This window comes from Streptomyces sp. NRRL F-5126 (genome assembly GCF_000721265.1).
Taxonomy (GTDB): domain Bacteria; phylum Actinomycetota; class Actinomycetes; order Streptomycetales; family Streptomycetaceae; genus Streptomyces.
On record NZ_JOFZ01000015.1, the window covers coordinates 209,756 to 226,137 of the forward strand.

The window sequence follows — 16,382 nt, forward strand, 5'->3', positions numbered from 1 at the left end:
AAGTCCCGTAATCGGCCGCGCCGCCGCCGTCCCGTACGCACGAGGTCGGAGTTCCCAGGTCGACGACGTGCGGGCGGGGTGTGCGCCGAAACCGATTGCCGCGAACCGTTACAGGAGTTGCCGCTTCCGGCCAGGAATGCAACCAAAGGCTCGCGAACCCTTTTCAAACAACGCTTCAAATACTACCTTCCTCTCAGCTCGACAGGCGGCCGTGAGCGGCCTGTTTCCGATCAGCGAGATCGACAAGTCGACGAACCGCCATGGCGCCCGCACAGGGCCCGCGGACACCGCATCACACAGGGAGACCCATGAGTGCCCCGCTGCTCGAGATGCAAGGCGTCGTCAAGGAGTTCCCCGGCGTCCGGGCCCTCGACGGCGTCGACCTCGACGTGGTCGCCGGAGAGGTGCACTGCCTGCTGGGCCAGAACGGCGCCGGCAAATCGACCCTCATCAAAGTCCTCGCGGGCGCCCACAGGACCGACGAGGGACGCATCGCCTGGGAGGGCGAGCCGGTGGCCCTGACGAGCCCGACCGCCGCCATGAGGCACGGCATCGCCACCATCTACCAGGAACTCGACCTGGCCGACGGCCTGTCCGTGGCGGAGAACATCTACCTGGGCCACGAGCAGGCCCGCATGGGCTTCACCCAGCGCTCGCGGATGCACGAGGCGACCCGGCGGCTCCTGCGCCGGCTCGGCCATCCGGAGATCCCCGCCACCCGCGAGGTCGGCGAACTGTCCGCCGCCGGCAAGCAACTCGTGTCCATGGCGCGCGCGCTCTCCCACCAGGCCCGGCTCATCATCATGGACGAGCCGTCCGCGGTGCTCGCCCACGACGAGGTGGACAACCTCTTCCGGATCATCGCCGACCTCACCGCCGCGGGCGTCGCCGTGGTCTACATCTCCCACCGCATGGAGGAGATCCGCCGCATCGGCGACCGCGTCACCGTCCTCAAGGACGGCCGCACCGTCGCCAGGGGGCTGCCCGCGCGCACCACCCCCACGTCCGAGCTCGTCGCGCTGATGACCGGACGCACCGTCGAGTCCGTCTTCCCGCCGCGGCGCGGCGGCGGCGAAGGGTCCGAGGAGCGCCAGGTGCTCCTGGACGTCGAACACCTCAGCCTCCCGGGGAAGTTCGAGGACGTCTCCCTCACGGTCGGGGCCGGCGAGATCGTCGGGCTCGCGGGCCTGGTCGGCTCGGGGCGCTCGGAGATCCTCGAAACGGTCTACGGCGCACGGCGCCCGGCCTCGGGGCGCGTCAGCGTGGCCGGCACCGCGCTGCGGCCCGGCTCCATCGCCGCCGCTGTCCGGGCAGGCGTCGGCCTCGCGCCGGAGGAGCGCAAGAGCCAGGCGCTGTTCCTGCACTCCTCCATCGCCCACAACGTGTCCATGTCCTCGCTGCGGCGGTTCGCCCACGCCGGGTTCATGGACGCGCGCACCGAACTGGAGGCCACGGCGGATGCCGTACGCAAGCTCGACCTGCGGCCGCCCGACCCGACCCGGCCGGTGCGCACGCTCTCCGGCGGCAACCAGCAGAAGGCCGTCGTCGCCAGGTGGCTGCTCACGGACTGCCGGCTCCTGCTGCTCGACGAGCCCACGCGCGGCGTGGACGTCGGGGCGCGGGCCGAGTTGTACGCGCTGATCAGGCGCCTCGCGGATGCCGGGGTCGGCGTGCTCCTCGTCTCCAGCGAGGTGCCCGAGGTCCTGGGTCTCTCGGACCGCGTACTCGTCCTGCGCGAGGGGCGGGTGGTCACTGAGGCCGCGGCGCGTGACCTCGACGAATCGATCGTGCTCGACCTCGTGATGGAAGGGAGCTCCGCATGAGCCGGCAGACCAGTCCCCCCGGCGGGAGCGGTCCGCTGCCCGCGGCCGCCCAGAAAGCCGCGCCCGGATCCGCCGGGAAAACCGGCTCGTCACCGGGCGGACCGGGCGGGCCCGCGTTCCTCGGCCACATGGGCAGGGTGCGCAACCTCGGCCTGTTCGCGGTGCTCGTCCTGCTCTGCGTCGTCGGCGCGCTGACCTCGGACAACTTCGCGACCAGCCAGAACGCCCTGGTCATCCTCAGCAGCGCGGCCGTCATCGGCGTCATCACGATCGGCCAGTCCTTCGTCATCATCGGCGGCGGCATCGACCTGTCCGTCGGCGCGATCGTGGCGCTCGCGTCCGTGTGGTGCACCACGGTGGCCACGCAGTCCTACGGGCTCGGCGGGATGATCCTCTGCGCGCTGGTGGTGGGCGCCGTCGTGGGCCTCGTCAACGGCGTGATCATCGCCTACGGCCGCATCGTCGCGTTCATCACGACGATCGCCATGATGGCGAGCGCACGCGGGCTGGCGGAACGTATCTCCGACCGGCAGTCGCAGGTCGTCACGGTCCAGTCGTTCAACTCGATCGCGTCGACCAGGTTCCTCGGCATCCCGCTGCTGGTCTACATCCTGGCGGTCGCCGTGGCCGCCGGGTGGGTGCTGCTCAACCGCACCACCTTCGGCCGCAGGACGTTCGCCATCGGCGGCAACCAGGAGGCGGCGCGCCTCGCAGGACTCGGCGTGCGGCGCCACACCCTGCTGCTGTACGTCCTGTCAGGGCTGTGCTGCGGCATCGCCGCGGTCATGCTGACCGCCCGTACCACCTCGGGCGCCAGCAACCTCGGCAACCTGTACGAACTGGACTCGATCGCCGCGGTGATCATCGGCGGCACGCTGCTGACCGGCGGCCGCGGCTCGCTCGTCGGCTCGATCCTGGGCGTTCTGGTGTTCACCACGATCACCAACATCTTCGTCCTGAACAACCTGACGACCGACATCCAGCAGATCGCCAAGGGCCTGATCATCGTCGCCGCCGTGCTGATCCAGCGACGCGGCCGCAAAGGCGCCACCCCATAGACCCCGTGACTGGAAGGACGAGCGAGATGGACAAGCGCGGACGCGGCGGCCTCGACCGCAGAAGCCTCCTGTTCAGCGGTGCGGCACTCGGCGGCGGAGCCCTGGTCGCCGGCTGCACGAGCAACAAGAGCCCCGACGACTCCTCGGGCAACCTGAACGCGGCGGCCAAGGCCGGCACCGACAACGACAAGCCGGGCAAGCAGGTCACCATCGGCTTCTCGGCCCCCGCGGCCGACCACGGCTGGATGGCCGCCATCTCCAAGAACGCCTCGGCACAGGCCAAGCAGTACTCCGACGTGCACCTGGAGGTCGTCGAGGGCACCAACGACGTCAACGCCCAGATCAGCCAGGTCCAGACGCTGATCGGCAAGAAGGTCGACATCCTGGTAATCCTGCCCTTCGACGGCAAGGCGCTGACGGCCGTGGCCCAGCAGGCGATGGACGCGGGCATCCCCGTCGTCAACGTCGACCGAGTCTTCGACACGCCGCTCGCGTACCGGACGTGGATCGGCGGCGACAACTTCGGCATGGGCCTCAACGCCGGCCTCTACATCGGCAAGACCCTCAAGGCGAAGGGCGTCTCCAAGCCCGTGATCGGCGAGATCGCCGGCATCGACAACCTGGAACTCACCAAGCAGCGCAGCGCAGGACTCAAGAAGGGCCTGGCCAAGTACGGCTTCACCGTCGGCATCCGGCAGGCCGCCGACTTCACCGCGGACTCGGGACAGCAGGTGATGAGCAACGTGCTGCAGGCACGCTCCCACCTCGACGCGGTGTGGAACCACGACGACGACCAGGGCATCGGCGTGGAGGCGGCCATCAAGCAGGCCGGACGCAGCGAGTTCTTCATGGTCGGCGGCGCAGGCTCCAAGCACGTGATGCAGGAGATCAAGGCGGACAACTCCGTGGTCAAGGCCACGGTCGTCTACCCCTCGAACATGTCCGCGTCGGCCATCAGGCTCGCCAGGCTCATGGCCCAGCACAAGGCCATCGGCGACCTCGTCGGGCAGGACCTGCCGTCCTCGGTGACCCTGTACTCGGCGACCGTCACCAAGGACAACGTCGACCAGTACCTGCCCGGCGCCTTCAGCTGATCCGGCGCACACCGTTTCGGAAACCAGGTCACGAAAGGTTGATGATGTCCCGTAGAAACATCTTCGCGCTGCTCTCGGCGGCCGCTCTGGCCCTGCCGCTGGCGGCCACAAGCGCCGCCACCGCGCAGGCGGGCACACCGGCGTACAACGTGCTGGTGTTCTCGAAGACCACCGGATTCCGCCACGACTCCATCCCCGACGGCGTCGCGGCCATCCAGAAGCTCGGCCGGGAACACCACTTCAACGTCGACACGACCGAGGACGCCACGGTGTTCAACGACACCGGCCTGGCGAAGTACCAGTCGGTCGTGTTCCTGTCCACCACGGGCGACCCACTGGACCAGCAGGCCGAGAAGGACGCCTTCCAGCGCTACATCGAGCAGGGCGGCGGCTACGTCGGCATCCACGCCGCCGCCGACTCCGGCTACACCTGGTCCTGGTACGGCGGCCTGGTCGGCGCGTACTTCAACGACCACCCGTCGCCCCAGCCGGCGACGGTCGACGTCGTGGGCAGGGGCACCGCGGCCACCAGGGGCCTGCCGAACCGCTGGAAGCGCACCGACGAGTGGTACAACTACCGCTCCAACCCGCGCGAGAACGTGCGGGTACTGGCCACCCTTGACGAGCGGACGTACGACCCGGTCGGCTACAACGGCGGCTCGATGGGCGCGGACCACCCGATCGCCTGGTGCCATCCGTACGACGGTGGCCGCGCCTTCTACACGGGCATGGGCCACACCAAGGAGAGCTACACCGACCCGCTGTTCCTCTCGCACATCCTCGGCGGCATCGAGATGACGGCCGGTGCGGCGAAGTTCAACTGCGATCCGGAGCACACCGGCTGATCCGAAAACACACGGATCACACGGGTCACACGGATCACTCGGATCACACGGGACAGCGACATCGACGGCGACGAACGAGACGGCCGGGGCGCGAGTGCGCCCCGGCCCGATGGAGGTGACGATATGCCAGGTCAGCGCAGTCGTACGGGTGTCTGGTTGGTGGGGGCGCGCGGATCGGTGGCCACCACGGTCGTCGCCGGCACCGCGGCCCTGCGTGCGGGTCTTGCCGGGACGGCGGGGTGTGTCACCGAGCAGCCGGACTTTCCGGACGCCGGGCTGCCCGCACTGTCCGACCTGGTCTTCGGGGGCCACGACGTGGCCTGCACGCCGCTTCCGAAGCGGGCCGAGCAGCTCGTCGAGGCGGGCGTGCTGCCGCACGGGCTGCCTGCGGGCATCCAGGACGACCTGGCCGCCGCCGACGCGGAGATACGCCAGGCTCCGCTCCCCGACGGCGCCACGAGCCAGGGGGACGCCGTCGCGGCGATACGCGATGACATCGTTGCCTTCCGCGAGCGGCACGGCCTCGCGCGGGTCGTCGTCGTCAACGTGTCGTCGACGGAACCGGTGCTCGCTTCGCACCCCGCGCACGACTCGGCCGCGGCCCTGCGCGCGGCCCTCGCCGCCGGTGAGGACGTGCTGCCGCCCAGTTCCCTCTACGCGCTCGCCGCGATCACGGCCGGGTGCGCGCACGTCGACTTCACGCCGTCGCCCGGCATGCGGATCCCCGCGCTGCGCGAGCTGGCTGAGGAGGCCGGCGTGCCGTACGCGGGCAACGACGGCAAGACGGGTGAGACCCTGCTCAAGGCCACACTCGGGCCGATGTTCGCCGCCCGGGGCCTGCGGGTGAGGGCCTGGTCGGGCACCAACCTGCTGGGCGGCGGCGACGGCGAGACGCTCGCCGACCCGGCGGCGAGCGCCAGCAAGGAGGTCTCCAAGCAGCACGTGCTCGGCCGGACGCTGGGGCACCCCGTGGAGGGCGAGGTCCACATCGACTACGTGCCCGCGCTCGGCGACTGGAAGACCGCCTGGGACCACGTGGCGTTCGACGGGTTCCTCGGCGTGCGGATGAACCTGCAGTTCACCTGGGTCGGCTGCGACTCGGCGCTGGCCGCGCCCCTGGTGATCGACCTCGCCCGGCTGACCGCTCGCGCCCACGAGCGCGAGGTGTCGGGCCCGCTGGGCGAGTTGGGCTTCTTCTTCAAGGACCCGATCGGCACGGACGAGCACGCGGTGATGGCCCAGTACGAGACGCTGCGTGCCTTCGCCTCCGGGCTCGGGGACGTCGGGGGCGATCGGTGACCCGCCGGTCCGCGCCCCGACCCGGCGCGGGTGCCGCCCGGCGTCTGCGTGACCTCGCCGAGCTGGTGCGCGCACCGGCCGCGCTCACCGTGCCGGGCGACGTACTGGCAGGGGCGGCCGCCGCGGGCCGCAGCCCCGGCCTGCCGGTGGCCGGCCTCGCCGCCTCGTCGGTCTGCCTTTACTGGGCCGGGATGGCGCTCAACGACTGGGCCGACCGCGATCTGGACGCCGTCGAGCGCCCCGAGCGGCCGATCCCCTCCGGCCGTGTGACGGCGCCGGTCGCGCTGTCCACCGCCGTGGGCCTCACCGCCGCGGCCCTGGGGCTCGCCGCGGCCGCGGAGGGCCGCCGCGCGATGACGGTCGGTGTGCCGCTCGCGGCGACGGTGTGGGCCTACGACCTGTGGGCCAAGCCGCGCGCGGCGGGGCCCGCGGTGATGGCGGCCGCCCGCGGTCTCGACGTGCTGCTCGGCGCGGGCGTCGGCCGCACACGGCCCGCCCTGCCGGCGGCCGCGACCATCGCGGGACACACCCTGGCCGTCACCGCGCTCAGCCGTGCGGAGGTCAGCGGCGCCGACCCGTGGCTGCCGGGGGCGGCGCTCGCCGCCACCGGGGCCGTCACGGCCGCGGTGGCGCTGCGCGGCGCACGGGCAGCGGGTGCAGCGGGTGCAGCGGGGACGATGCGGGCCGGGCAGCGCGCGGGCCGCGCTGCCCGGCCGGCCGTCGCCTGCGGGCTCGCCGCGTACGGTGCCACCGCGGGCCTCGCGCAGGCCCGCGCCGTCGCCGATCCCTCCCCGGGCAGGGTGCGCGGGGCCGTCGGCGCGGGCATACTCGGCCTGATCCCGCTGCAGGCCGCGCTCGCCGCGTCCGCGGGCGCGCGGCGCCCCGCGCTCGCGCTGGCCGCCGTCTTCGCGCCCGCCCGCGCCCTGTCGAGGCGGGTGTCGCCGACATGACCGCGCCACGCGACGCCGGCCGCGCGCCGGACGAGCCCCTCCTGCGCTACGGGTTCGGCACCAACGGCTTCGCCAACCACCGCCTTGAGGACGCGCTCACCGTCATCGCCGAACTCGGCTACGACGGCGTGGCGCTCACCCTCGACCACCACCACCTCGACCCGTTCGCGCCCGGCCTCGCCGCCCGTACGGCCGCGCTCGCACGGTGGCTCGACCGGCTCGGTCTCGGCGTCATCATCGAGACCGGGGCCCGCTACCTGCTCGACCCCTGGCACAAGCACGAGCCGACCCTGCTCGCGTCCGAAGGCCGGGAACTGCGCGTCGAGTTCCTGCGCCGTGCGGTGGCGGTCGGCGCCGACCTCGGCGCGCAGGCCGTCTCCTTCTGGGCCGGGGTCAGGCCCCCGGAGCTCGACCCGCGCACGGCATGGGACCGGCTGGTCGCCGGGTGCGCCGAGGTCGTCGACACCGCGGCCCGGGCGGGCGTCACGCTGGGCTTCGAGCCCGAGCCCGGGATGCTCGTGGAGAGCCTCGACGGGTACGGCAGGCTCGCGGCGGCGCTCGGCGACCCCGCCCCGTTCGGCCTGACCCTCGACATCGGCCACTGCCGCTGCCTGGAGCCGTACCCGGTGCCCGAGTGCGTGCGCCGTGCCGGGGGCCGGCTGGTGAACGTGCAGATCGACGACATGCGCCGTGGCACCCACGAGCACCTGGAGTTCGGCACCGGGGAGATCGACTTCCCGCCGGTGCTCGACGCCCTGGACGAGGTCGGCTACCGCGGCCTCGTCGCCGTCGAACTGCCCAGGCACAGCCACGACGCGCCGGGGACGGCCCGCCGCTCCCTGGACTTCCTGCGGTCGTGCGACCCGGCGGCCCACCCTGCGGCCCGCCGCACGGCCCGCCGAGAGGAGGAGACGGCATGACCCCCGACCGCCTCAGAGCCGCCTTGGCAGGACGGATGACCGCGCAGGGCTCCGCGTGGCTCGCGGGCGCGTGCGCCGCCGCGGCAGCCGACCCCGAGACCGTCCGCTCCCTGTTCCCGCCAGCCGGACGCCGCTGCGGACGCGGCCCGCTGGACCCCGCAGACCCGCACGGCTGGAGCGTGGACGACGCGGCCCGCGCCCTGCTGCTCACCGCGCTGCCGTTGACCGGCGGTCGGCTGCTCGACGAGATCGGCGGGCTGTACCGCACGGGCGACGCCGCGGAACGGCGCGCCGTACTGCGGGCGTTGCCGCTGCTGCCCGTCGGTGACGGCGCGCTGCCCCTGGTACGCGACGCGCTGCGCACCAACGACACCCGCCTGATCGCCGCCGCGCTCGGCGACTACGCGACGGCCCACCTGGACGCGGAGGCCTACCGGCAGGCCGTGCTCAAGTGTGTCTTCACCGGCATCCCGCTGGCCGCGGTGCCCGGCCTGCCCGCACGGGAAGACGCCCGGCTGGCCCGCATGATGGGCGCGTTCGCCCTTGAGCGGGCCGCCGCCGGGCGCGAGACACCCGCCGACATCCGGCCGATCCTGGCACGCTTCCCCGAGGCCACGGCCCCCGGCGGCCAGGACCGCCCCGCTGACGTTCCCACGTCGGCCACCGAACCCCGCAGCTCCCGGGAGGCGTGATGCGCATCTTCGACCCGCACATCCACATGTCCTCGCGCACCACCGACGACTACGAGGCGATGCACGCCGCCGGCGTGCGCGCCCTGGTGGAACCCGCGTTCTGGCTCGGCCAGCCGCGCACCTCCGTGGGCAGCTTCCTCGACCACTTCGACTCCCTGATCGGCTGGGAGCCCTTCCGTGCCGCACAGTTCGGCATCCGGCACCACTGCACCATCGCGCTCAACCCCAAGGAGGCCAACGACCCGCGCTGCGCCGAGGTGCTGGGTGAGTTGCCGCGCTACCTGCCCAAGGACGGGGTGGTCGCCGTCGGCGAGGTCGGCTACGACTCGATGACGCCCGAGGAGGACGAGGCGTTCGCCGCACAGCTCCAGCTCGCCGTCGCCCACGACCTGCCCGCGCTGGTCCACACCCCGCACCGCGACAAGGCCGCGGGCGTCGAGCGCACACTCGCCGTGGTGAAGGAGTCGGGGCTCGCCCCCGAACGCGTCGTCGTCGACCACCTCAACGAGGTGACCGTGCGCCAAGTCGCCGATACAGGCTGCTGGATGGGCTTCTCCATCTACCCGGACACCAAGATGGACGAGCGCCGCATGGTCGCCGTCCTGCGCGAGTTCGGCACCGAGCGGATCCTCGTCAACTCGGCGGCGGACTGGGGGCGCAGCGACCCGCTCAAGACGCGCAGGACCGGGGACGCCATGCTCGCCGCCGGCTTCACCGACGACGAGGTGGACGCTGTCCTGTGGCGCAATCCGGTCACCTTCTACGGCCAGAGCGGCAAGCTGGAGCTCGACGAACCCCCACTCGGGGCTGCCAGTGGCGGCGCCACCTTCGAGGGCAACTCCGTGCTGCGCGGCGTCCGAGCGGAGGTGTGACCGTGCGTCTGCTGCATCCCGACGGCACACTCGTCCACCTGGCGTACTGCACCAACGTGCACCCCGCCGAGGACCTAGACGGCGTCCTCGCCCAACTGGCCTTCCACGCCGAGCCCGTACGCGAACGGCTCGACGTACCGGTACTCGGCCTGGGGCTGTGGCTCGCGCGCGACGCAGCGGCGGCACTCGCGGCCGACGGCAGCGCGGTCGGCAGGCTCCGCCGGGAGCTCGACGCGCGCGGCCTGGAGGTCGTCACACTGAACGGCTTCCCCTACCGCGGCTTCCACGACCCCGTCGTCAAGCACGCCGTCTACCGGCCCGACTGGACCACACGGGACCGGCTGCACTACACACTCGACCTCGCCCGTGTGCTCTCCGCCCTGCTCCCCGACGACGCGGCCCACGGCAGCGTCTCCACCGTGCCGCTGGGCTGGCGGACCCCGTGGACGGCCGGGCAGGCGGACGAGGCGGCCAGGGCCCTGGACAAGCTGGCCGCCGGGCTCGCGGCCCTCGAAACCGAGACCGGCCGTACGGTCGGGGTCGGCCTGGAGCCCGAGCCCGGATGCGTCGTCGAGACCACGGCCCAGGCCGCCCGCCACCTGGCCGGCGTGGACACCGACCGCATCGGCGTCTGCCTGGACGCCTGCCACCTCGCCGTCGCCTTCGAGGAACCCGCCGCCGCCCTCGCCCGCCTGGACGCGGCGGCGCTGCGGGTGGTCAAGGCGCAGGCGTCCTGCGCCTTGCAGGCCGGCGATCCCTCCGACCCGGCGGCTCGTGACGCGCTGGCCGCCTTCGCCGAACCCCGCTTCCTGCACCAGGTGCGCGAGCGCGGCCCCGCGCCCCTGGCCGTGGACGACCTCGACGCCGCCCTGGCCGGCGAGTTGCCCGGCCAGGACGCCTGGCGCGTCCACTTCCACGTGCCGCTGCACGCCGACCCGGAACCCCCGCTGACCACGACACGGCCCGAACTTGAGGCGACCCTCGCCGCCCTCCTCGGCGGGGACACCGCCCGCACCGCGCATGTGGAGGCCGAGACGTACACCTGGGGCGTGCTCCCCGAGGACCGCCGGCCGCACGGGCCCGGCGCGCTCGCCGACGGCATTGCCGCCGAACTCGCCTTCACCCGTGACCACTTGCTCTCCCTCGGCCTGAAGGAGGCCGCCGCATGAGCCCCGCGCCACTGCTCGTACTCGACGTCGTCGGCCTCACCCCCCGGCTGCTCGCCCACATGCCGCGGCTGCGCGCCCTGGGCGAGACGGGCTTCACCGCCCGCCTGGACACCGCGTTCCCCGCCGTCACCTGCACCGTGCAGTCCACCCTGCTCACCGGGCAGCCCGCGACCGGCCACGGCATCGTCGGCAACGGCTGGTACTTCCGCGAGCTGGGCGAAGTGATGCTGTGGCGGCAGCACAACGCCCTCGTCGGCGGCGAGAAGGTGTGGGAGGCGGCGCGGCGCTCGCACCCCGGCTACCGCGTCGCCAACATCTGCTGGTGGTACGCCATGGGGGCAGACGTCGACCTGACCGTCACACCGCGACCCGTCTACTACTCCGACGGCCGCAAGGAGCCTGACTGCTACACGTATCCCCCGCAGCTGCACGACGAACTCACCGCGAAACTCGGCACGTTCCCCCTGTTCACCTACTGGGGCCCGACGGCCTCCCTCACGTCCTCGCGCTGGATCGCCGACGCGGCCCGGCACGTCCTGACCACCGAGGCACCCGACCTGGTCCTCGCCTACATCCCCCACCTCGACTACGACCTCCAGCGCTACGGCCCCGACGACCCGCGCGCGGCAGCCGCGGCGGCCGACGTCGACCGCGTACTCGCCCCGCTGCTCGACGCCGCCGCCGCACGCTCCGTCACCGTCGTCGCCCTCTCCGAGTACGGCATCACCAACGTGTCGAGGGCCGTGGACATCAACCGCGTGCTGCGCAGGGCCGGGCTCCTGCACGTCCACACCCAGGACGGCATGGAGTACCTCGACCCGTGGACGTCGTCCGCCTTCGCCGTCGCCGACCACCAGGTCGCCCACGTCTACGTCGCCGACCCCGCCGACACGGAGCGCGTGCGCGAACTCCTGGCCGGTACACAGGGCGTGGCGGACGTGCTCACCGAGGCCGGCAAGAAGGCCCACGGCATCGACCACCCGCGCGCCGGCGACCTCGTCGCCGTCGCCGAACCCGACGCGTGGTTCACGTACTACTACTGGCTCGACGACGACCGCGCGCCCGACTTCGCCCGCCTCGTCGAGATCCACCGCAAGCCGGGATACGACCCGGCGGAGCTGTTCATGGACCCGAAGGACCCCAAGGTCAAGCTGCGCGCCGCCGCGGCGCTCGCCCGCAAGAAGCTGGGCATGCGCTACCGCATGAGCGTCGTCCCGCTGGACCCGTCCCCGGTGCGCGGCAGCCACGGCCGGCTGCCCGGCCGCCCCGAGGACGGCCCCGTACTGCTGTGCTCCCGTCCCGCCGAGGCCCGCGACCACTACGACGCCACCGAGGTCAAGGACCTGCTGCTGCGCCTGGCGGAGATGGGGCACGGGCCGGTGCGACGGCACCGTACAGCGTGACAGAACCGATGAACCACCGGGAGGAACCCAGATGCCACGCCCCATCACCCTGTTCACCGGCCAGTGGGCCGACATGCCGTTCGAGGAGGTGTGCCGGCTCGCGTCGAAGTGGGGGTACGACGGGCTGGAGATCGCCTGCTGGGGCGACCACTTCGAGGTCGGCAAGGCTCTTGCCGACGAGGACTACATCCCGCGCCGCCGCGCCCTGCTGGAGAAGTACAACCTGCGGTGCTGGGCGCTCTCCTGCCACCTGACGGGCCAGGCCGTGTGCGACCACCCCATCGACGAGCGCCACAAGGGCATCCTCCCCGCCCGTATCTGGGGCGACGGCGAGCCGGAGGGCGTAAGGCAGCGCGCCGCGCAGGAGATCAAGGACACCGCCCGGGCCGCGGCCGCCTTCGGTGTGAAGACGGTCATCGGCTTCACGGGCTCGTCGATCTGGCACACGGTGGCGATGTTCCCGCCCGTACCGCCGGAGATGATCGAACGCGGCTATGCGGACTTCGCCGACCGCTGGAACCCCATCCTGGACGTCTTCGACGAGGTCGGCGTGCGCTTCGCGCACGAGGTGCACCCCTCGGAGATCGCCTACGACTACTGGACGACGGTGCGCACCCTGGAGGCGATCGGCCACCGGGAGGCGTTCGGCCTCAACTTCGACCCGTCACACTTCGTCTGGCAGGACCTGGACCCGGCCGGCTTCCTGTGGGACTTCAGGGACCGCATCTACCACGTGGACTGCAAGGAGTCGGTCAAACGCTTCAACGGCCGCAACGGGCGGCTCGGCTCCCACCTGCCGTGGGCGGACCCGCGCCGAGGCTGGGACTTCGTGTCCACCGGGCACGGGGACGTCCCGTGGGAGGCGTGCTTCCGTGTGCTCAACTCCATCGGCTACGAAGGACCGATCTCGGTGGAGTGGGAGGACGCGGGCATGGACCGCCTGGTCGGCGCGCCCGACGCGCTGAGGTTCATCCGCAGGCTCACCGCGATCGAGCCGTCGGAACGGTCCTTCGACTCGGCGTTCTCCTCCGGCAACTGAGGTACACCGCGCGGCGATCGGGGCTACCGGTAGTCCTCCGGGTGTCCCTGCATCCAGGCGTTGACCTTGTCCCGTGTGGCGGTCAGCAGCTGCTTGTGCTGCTTGAGGCTGGGGAAGGAGAAGTCCCCTTTGAAGTCGTGCTGCATCGCCCGGATCCGGGCGATCGGCGCGGCGAAGTGCGCGTGGCCCTTCGGGCTCGCCTTCATCGAGTCGTAGAGGTCGTCGAGGTTGTTCACCAGGCGGGTGAGGAAGTACTCGCAGTTCCCCGGGGTCGTGCAGCCGTCGTTGTAGGTGGCCTGGAGTACGGCGAAGGAGTCACGCACCGCCGGCACCTGCGAACCGGGCGCGCGTTCCGTCGTCGGATAGCCCGCCGTCCCCGAGGGGCTCGGGGAGCCGGAACCCGTGGCGCCGCTGTCACCGGCGACGATCGGCGCGGCCGAGGCGGGCGCGCGGACCGCGGCGGGCGAGGTGGTGGCGTCCGCGGCCGGTGACGACGTCCCGCCGTGCCCGGCCGAGCAGGCCGTGAGCAGCGACGCCGCGAGCAGTATCGGCGCCATGCGGCGCACGGTTCGTGCGGTGTCCATGGATCCCCCCGGATGTGATCGCTCCACGGAGGCTACCGCGCAAGGTCCTGGCCGACCTCGTTGAGGTGACCGTCATGCACGTCGCGGCGTCAGCGCCTACTCTTGTTGAATCACAAACGACATGGCGGGCGGAGGCGGCGCACGGTGAGCAATACCGAGATCGATTTCACCGAGCTGCGTTGCGGGACAGTGTCCGAGGAGGAGTCCGCGAGGGGCGGATCCCAGGTGGAGGTCCTCTCGGCGAGGGACGTGCCGCTGGGCGGCCCACGGGCGATGACCGTACGGCGTACGTTGCCGCAGCGAGCCCGTACCTTGATCGGGGCCTGGTGCTTCGCCGACCACTACGGCCCCGACGACGTCGCCAGGACCGGCGGCATGGACGTGGCCCCTCACCCCCACACGGGTCTGCAGACGGTCAGCTGGCTGTTCAGTGGCGAGATCGAGCACCGGGACAGTCTCGGGACCCATGCCTTCGTGGTGCCCGGGGAGCTGAACCTCATGACAGGCGGGTACGGCATCAGCCACTCGGAGGTCTCCACCGCCGGCACCACCGTCCTGCACGGCGTACAACTCTGGCTGGCGCTTCCCGAAGGGCATCGGGCCACCGCCGGCAAGTTCGAGCACCACGTTCCGAGCGCGATCCCATTCGACGGGGGCGAAGCAAGGGTGTTTCTCGGCTCCCTCGCGGGCGGCACCTCACCAGTCCCCACCTTCAGCCCGCTTCTCGGCGCCGAACTCACTCTGGAACCGCGGGCCGAGACGACCTTGGCCATCGATCCCGGGTTCGAGCACGGCCTGCTCGTCGACCACGGGGACGTACTCATGGCGGGGACGCCGCTACGCCCGTCGGAGCTCGGCTACCTCGCGCCGGGCGGCGCAACGCTGACCCTCAAGAACCCCACCGATCGTGCGGCCCGCATGATCCTGCTCGGAGGGGCGCCGTTCGAGGAGCAGAGCGTGATGTGGTGGAACTTCGTCGCACGCAGCCACGACGAGATCGTCCAGGCCAGGGACGCGTGGCAGAGCGCGGCCGACCGCTTCGGCCACGTCGATGGCTACGAGGGAGACCGCCTTCTTGCGCCTGCCCTGCCGAATGCCACCATCACCCCACGCAAGAACCCTCGCTCCCAACCTCGTGGAAGGTCCCCGATGACGCAGTCCAGCAGCCGTGTGGTCGAACGAGTGGATGACAAGCACCGCTACGAAATCCTCGTCGACGGGGAACTCGCCGGGTTCGCCGCGTTCCGCGACCGCGACGCGCAGCGGGTTTTCCATCACACCGAGATCGACGACGCCCACGCCGGGCAGGGCCTCGCCTCCCATCTCGTGCAGCAGGCCCTGACCGACGCGCGGAACGCCGGCAAGCGCATCGTGCCCGTCTGCCCCTATGTGGCGAGGTTCATCCGGAAACACGATGAATTCGCCGACGTCACCGATCCGGTCACCGAAGACGTGCTGACGTGGATCGGTTCCGTCCTCGGGGACTGACCGGCCTCGCGTCTCAACGTCCGCCGTCGTGACCGAAGTTCACCGGTTGCCAACCGCGTCGCTCACGGACGCAGGACGATCTTTCCCACATGTCCCCTGCGTGCCAGCTCCTGCTGCGCGTCGGCCGCCCGCTCCAGTGGGAACGTGCCGGCGATGACGGGCCGTACCGCGCCCCGGCGCGCCAGGTCCATGAGCAGGCCGAAGTGGGTCGGTGTGTGCATCGCCGACCCGATCACCTGCGCGTTGTGCAGGTAGAGGCGGCGCACATCGAACCGCAGGTCGTACCCGCCGAGCGCCCCGGCGACGACCCAGCGGCCCCCTTCGCGCAGCAGCGGGAGGCCTTCTCCCACCAGCTCGCCGGCCACGACGTCGAGCGCGACGTCGATCCCGTCAGGGGCGGCGGCGCGCACCTGCTCGGCGACGTCCCGCGCCCGGTCGACGACGGCATGGGCGCCGGCGTCGTGCACCGCGCCGATCTTGACCCCGCTGCTGACGGCGACCACCCGCGCGCCGCGGGCCCGGGCGATCTGCACCAGCGCGAGGCCGACACCGCCGGACGCGCCCGAGACGAGCGCCGTCTCCCCCTCCCGCAGCCGGCCGCGCGCGATCATGCCGAGCGCCGTGCCGTACGCGGTCGGCAACGCGGCGAGCTGGTCGTCCGCGAGCGGGGAGCCGGTCATGTCGTGCACGCGCTCCACCGGCGCGGTCACGTACTCGGCGTACCCGCCGTCGCGTTCGCTCCCCATCAGGCCCACCGGGTTGGCGTCGGGCCCGTCACCGTCGTAGATCGCGGGGTCGACGACCACGCGGCGGCCGGCGAGGCTCTCCGCGACACCGGCGCCGACTGCCGCGACCCGGCCGGCCACGTCGGCGCCCTGGATGCGCGGGAAGTCGATGGGCCCTCGCCAGCCCGACAGCGTCTTGGGCGCACCCGGGCGGCCATAGGCACCCTCGCGGGTCCACAGGTCGGTGTTGTTCAGCGCCACCGCGCCGACCCGCACCAGCACCTCTCCCGCCCGCGGCGCGGGCACGGACACCTCGGCCGCCTCAAGGACCTCGGGCCCCCCGTGCCGCGTGATGCGCACCGCGCGCATGGTCTCGGGCACCGCCATCGTCCGACCTCCTCGCAACTATACTGATCTGTGA

15 protein-coding genes and 1 pseudogene are annotated in these 16,382 nt (G+C 72.1%); 14 read left to right on the forward strand and 2 right to left on the reverse strand.

What is annotated here, in order from left to right:
- Window positions 1-260: 260 nt before the first annotated feature.
- The 12 genes from IH48_RS0130365 (at window position 261) to IH48_RS0130420 (ending at window position 13,164) form a co-directional block, all read left to right on the forward strand.
- Window positions 261-1,823 (forward strand): sugar ABC transporter ATP-binding protein, encoded by a 1,563-nt coding sequence (locus IH48_RS0130365; protein ID WP_078850142.1) that lies wholly within the window; start codon window positions 261-263, stop codon window positions 1,821-1,823.
- Entirely contained in the window at window positions 1,820-2,881 is a 1,062-nt protein-coding gene (locus IH48_RS0130370; RefSeq protein WP_030911804.1) for an ABC transporter permease, read from the forward strand. Before IH48_RS0130365 ends, IH48_RS0130370 begins: the two co-directional genes overlap by 4 nt.
- A 26-nt stretch (window positions 2,882-2,907) precedes the next feature.
- Window positions 2,908-3,975 carry a substrate-binding domain-containing protein gene (locus IH48_RS0130375; RefSeq protein ID WP_030911807.1) on the forward strand — a complete coding sequence of 356 codons (1,068 nt, stop codon included), beginning with the start codon at window positions 2,908-2,910 and terminating at the stop codon, window positions 3,973-3,975.
- A gap of 41 nt (window positions 3,976-4,016) precedes the next feature.
- The gene (locus IH48_RS0130380; RefSeq protein ID WP_051840884.1) at window positions 4,017-4,820 is read left to right on the forward strand and encodes a ThuA domain-containing protein; all 804 of its coding nucleotides are present in this window, start codon (window positions 4,017-4,019) and stop codon (window positions 4,818-4,820) included.
- Between the two features lie 123 nt (window positions 4,821-4,943).
- Window positions 4,944-6,119, forward strand: coding sequence for an inositol-3-phosphate synthase (locus IH48_RS0130385; RefSeq protein WP_030911813.1), 1,176 nt, complete (start codon window positions 4,944-4,946; stop codon window positions 6,117-6,119).
- Window positions 6,116-7,069, forward strand: a complete 954-nt coding sequence (locus tag IH48_RS0130390; RefSeq protein ID WP_051840887.1) for an SCO3242 family prenyltransferase — start codon at window positions 6,116-6,118, stop codon at window positions 7,067-7,069. Before IH48_RS0130385 ends, IH48_RS0130390 begins: the two co-directional genes overlap by 4 nt.
- Window positions 7,066-7,989 (forward strand): sugar phosphate isomerase/epimerase family protein, encoded by a 924-nt coding sequence (locus IH48_RS0130395; protein WP_051840889.1) that lies wholly within the window; start codon window positions 7,066-7,068, stop codon window positions 7,987-7,989. Before IH48_RS0130390 ends, IH48_RS0130395 begins: the two co-directional genes overlap by 4 nt.
- On the forward strand, window positions 7,986-8,681 hold the full coding sequence (locus tag IH48_RS0130400) for an EboA domain-containing protein (RefSeq protein ID WP_030911823.1): 696 nt from the start codon (window positions 7,986-7,988) through the stop codon (window positions 8,679-8,681). Before IH48_RS0130395 ends, IH48_RS0130400 begins: the two co-directional genes overlap by 4 nt.
- On the forward strand, window positions 8,681-9,553 hold the full coding sequence (locus IH48_RS0130405) for a TatD family hydrolase (RefSeq protein ID WP_030911825.1): 873 nt from the start codon (window positions 8,681-8,683) through the stop codon (window positions 9,551-9,553). The genes IH48_RS0130400 and IH48_RS0130405 overlap by 1 nt, the downstream gene beginning before the upstream one ends.
- A 2-nt stretch (window positions 9,554-9,555) precedes the next feature.
- On the forward strand, window positions 9,556-10,722 hold the full coding sequence (gene eboE / locus IH48_RS0130410) for a metabolite traffic protein EboE (RefSeq protein WP_030911828.1): 1,167 nt from the start codon (window positions 9,556-9,558) through the stop codon (window positions 10,720-10,722).
- Window positions 10,719-12,125, forward strand: a complete 1,407-nt coding sequence (locus IH48_RS0130415; RefSeq protein WP_030911831.1) for an alkaline phosphatase family protein — start codon at window positions 10,719-10,721, stop codon at window positions 12,123-12,125. The genes eboE and IH48_RS0130415 overlap by 4 nt, the downstream gene beginning before the upstream one ends.
- A 31-nt stretch (window positions 12,126-12,156) precedes the next feature.
- The gene (locus IH48_RS0130420; protein ID WP_030911834.1) at window positions 12,157-13,164 is read left to right on the forward strand and encodes a sugar phosphate isomerase/epimerase family protein; all 1,008 of its coding nucleotides are present in this window, start codon (window positions 12,157-12,159) and stop codon (window positions 13,162-13,164) included.
- A 23-nt stretch (window positions 13,165-13,187) separates the two neighbouring features.
- On the opposite strand, the gene IH48_RS0130425 is transcribed toward IH48_RS0130420, so the two are convergent.
- Entirely contained in the window at window positions 13,188-13,748 is a 561-nt protein-coding gene (locus IH48_RS0130425) for a hypothetical protein (RefSeq protein WP_030911836.1), read from the reverse strand.
- Between the two features lie 144 nt (window positions 13,749-13,892).
- On the opposite strand from IH48_RS0130425, the pseudogene IH48_RS0130430 reads away from it, so the two are divergent.
- Window positions 13,893-14,873, forward strand: a pseudogene (locus tag IH48_RS0130430) (pirin family protein); the annotation flags it as partial.
- Between the two features lie 24 nt (window positions 14,874-14,897).
- A complete protein-coding gene (locus tag IH48_RS37230) occupies window positions 14,898-15,236 on the forward strand; it encodes a GNAT family N-acetyltransferase (RefSeq protein ID WP_234434439.1) in 339 nt (112 codons plus the stop codon).
- Window positions 15,237-15,298: 62 nt separating this feature from the next.
- On the opposite strand, the gene IH48_RS0130435 is transcribed toward IH48_RS37230, so the two are convergent.
- Entirely contained in the window at window positions 15,299-16,348 is a 1,050-nt protein-coding gene (locus IH48_RS0130435) for a zinc-binding dehydrogenase (protein WP_030911843.1), read from the reverse strand.
- Window positions 16,349-16,382 lie beyond the last annotated feature (34 nt).

Bases quoted from the DNA above. Each gene is read 5' to 3' on its own strand.
- IH48_RS0130365 (WP_078850142.1), top strand. From the start codon at position 261: ATGGCGCCCGCACAGGGCCCGCGGACACCGCATCACACAGGGAGACCC.
- IH48_RS0130370 (WP_030911804.1), top strand. From the start codon at position 1,820: ATGAGCCGGCAGACCAGTCCCCCCGGCGGGAGCGGTCCGCTGCCCGCG.
- IH48_RS0130375 (WP_030911807.1), top strand. From the start codon at position 2,908: ATGGACAAGCGCGGACGCGGCGGCCTCGACCGCAGAAGCCTCCTGTTC.
- IH48_RS0130380 (WP_051840884.1), top strand. From the start codon at position 4,017: ATGATGTCCCGTAGAAACATCTTCGCGCTGCTCTCGGCGGCCGCTCTG.
- IH48_RS0130385 (WP_030911813.1), top strand. From the start codon at position 4,944: ATGCCAGGTCAGCGCAGTCGTACGGGTGTCTGGTTGGTGGGGGCGCGC.
- IH48_RS0130395 (WP_051840889.1), top strand. From the start codon at position 7,066: ATGACCGCGCCACGCGACGCCGGCCGCGCGCCGGACGAGCCCCTCCTG.
- IH48_RS0130400 (WP_030911823.1), top strand. From the start codon at position 7,986: ATGACCCCCGACCGCCTCAGAGCCGCCTTGGCAGGACGGATGACCGCG.
- IH48_RS0130405 (WP_030911825.1), top strand. From the start codon at position 8,681: ATGCGCATCTTCGACCCGCACATCCACATGTCCTCGCGCACCACCGAC.
- IH48_RS0130415 (WP_030911831.1), top strand. From the start codon at position 10,719: ATGAGCCCCGCGCCACTGCTCGTACTCGACGTCGTCGGCCTCACCCCC.
- IH48_RS0130420 (WP_030911834.1), top strand. From the start codon at position 12,157: ATGCCACGCCCCATCACCCTGTTCACCGGCCAGTGGGCCGACATGCCG.
- IH48_RS0130425 (WP_030911836.1), bottom strand. From the start codon at position 13,748: ATGGACACCGCACGAACCGTGCGCCGCATGGCGCCGATACTGCTCGCG.
- IH48_RS37230 (WP_234434439.1), top strand. From the start codon at position 14,898: ATGACGCAGTCCAGCAGCCGTGTGGTCGAACGAGTGGATGACAAGCAC.
- IH48_RS0130435 (WP_030911843.1), bottom strand. From the start codon at position 16,348: ATGGCGGTGCCCGAGACCATGCGCGCGGTGCGCATCACGCGGCACGGG.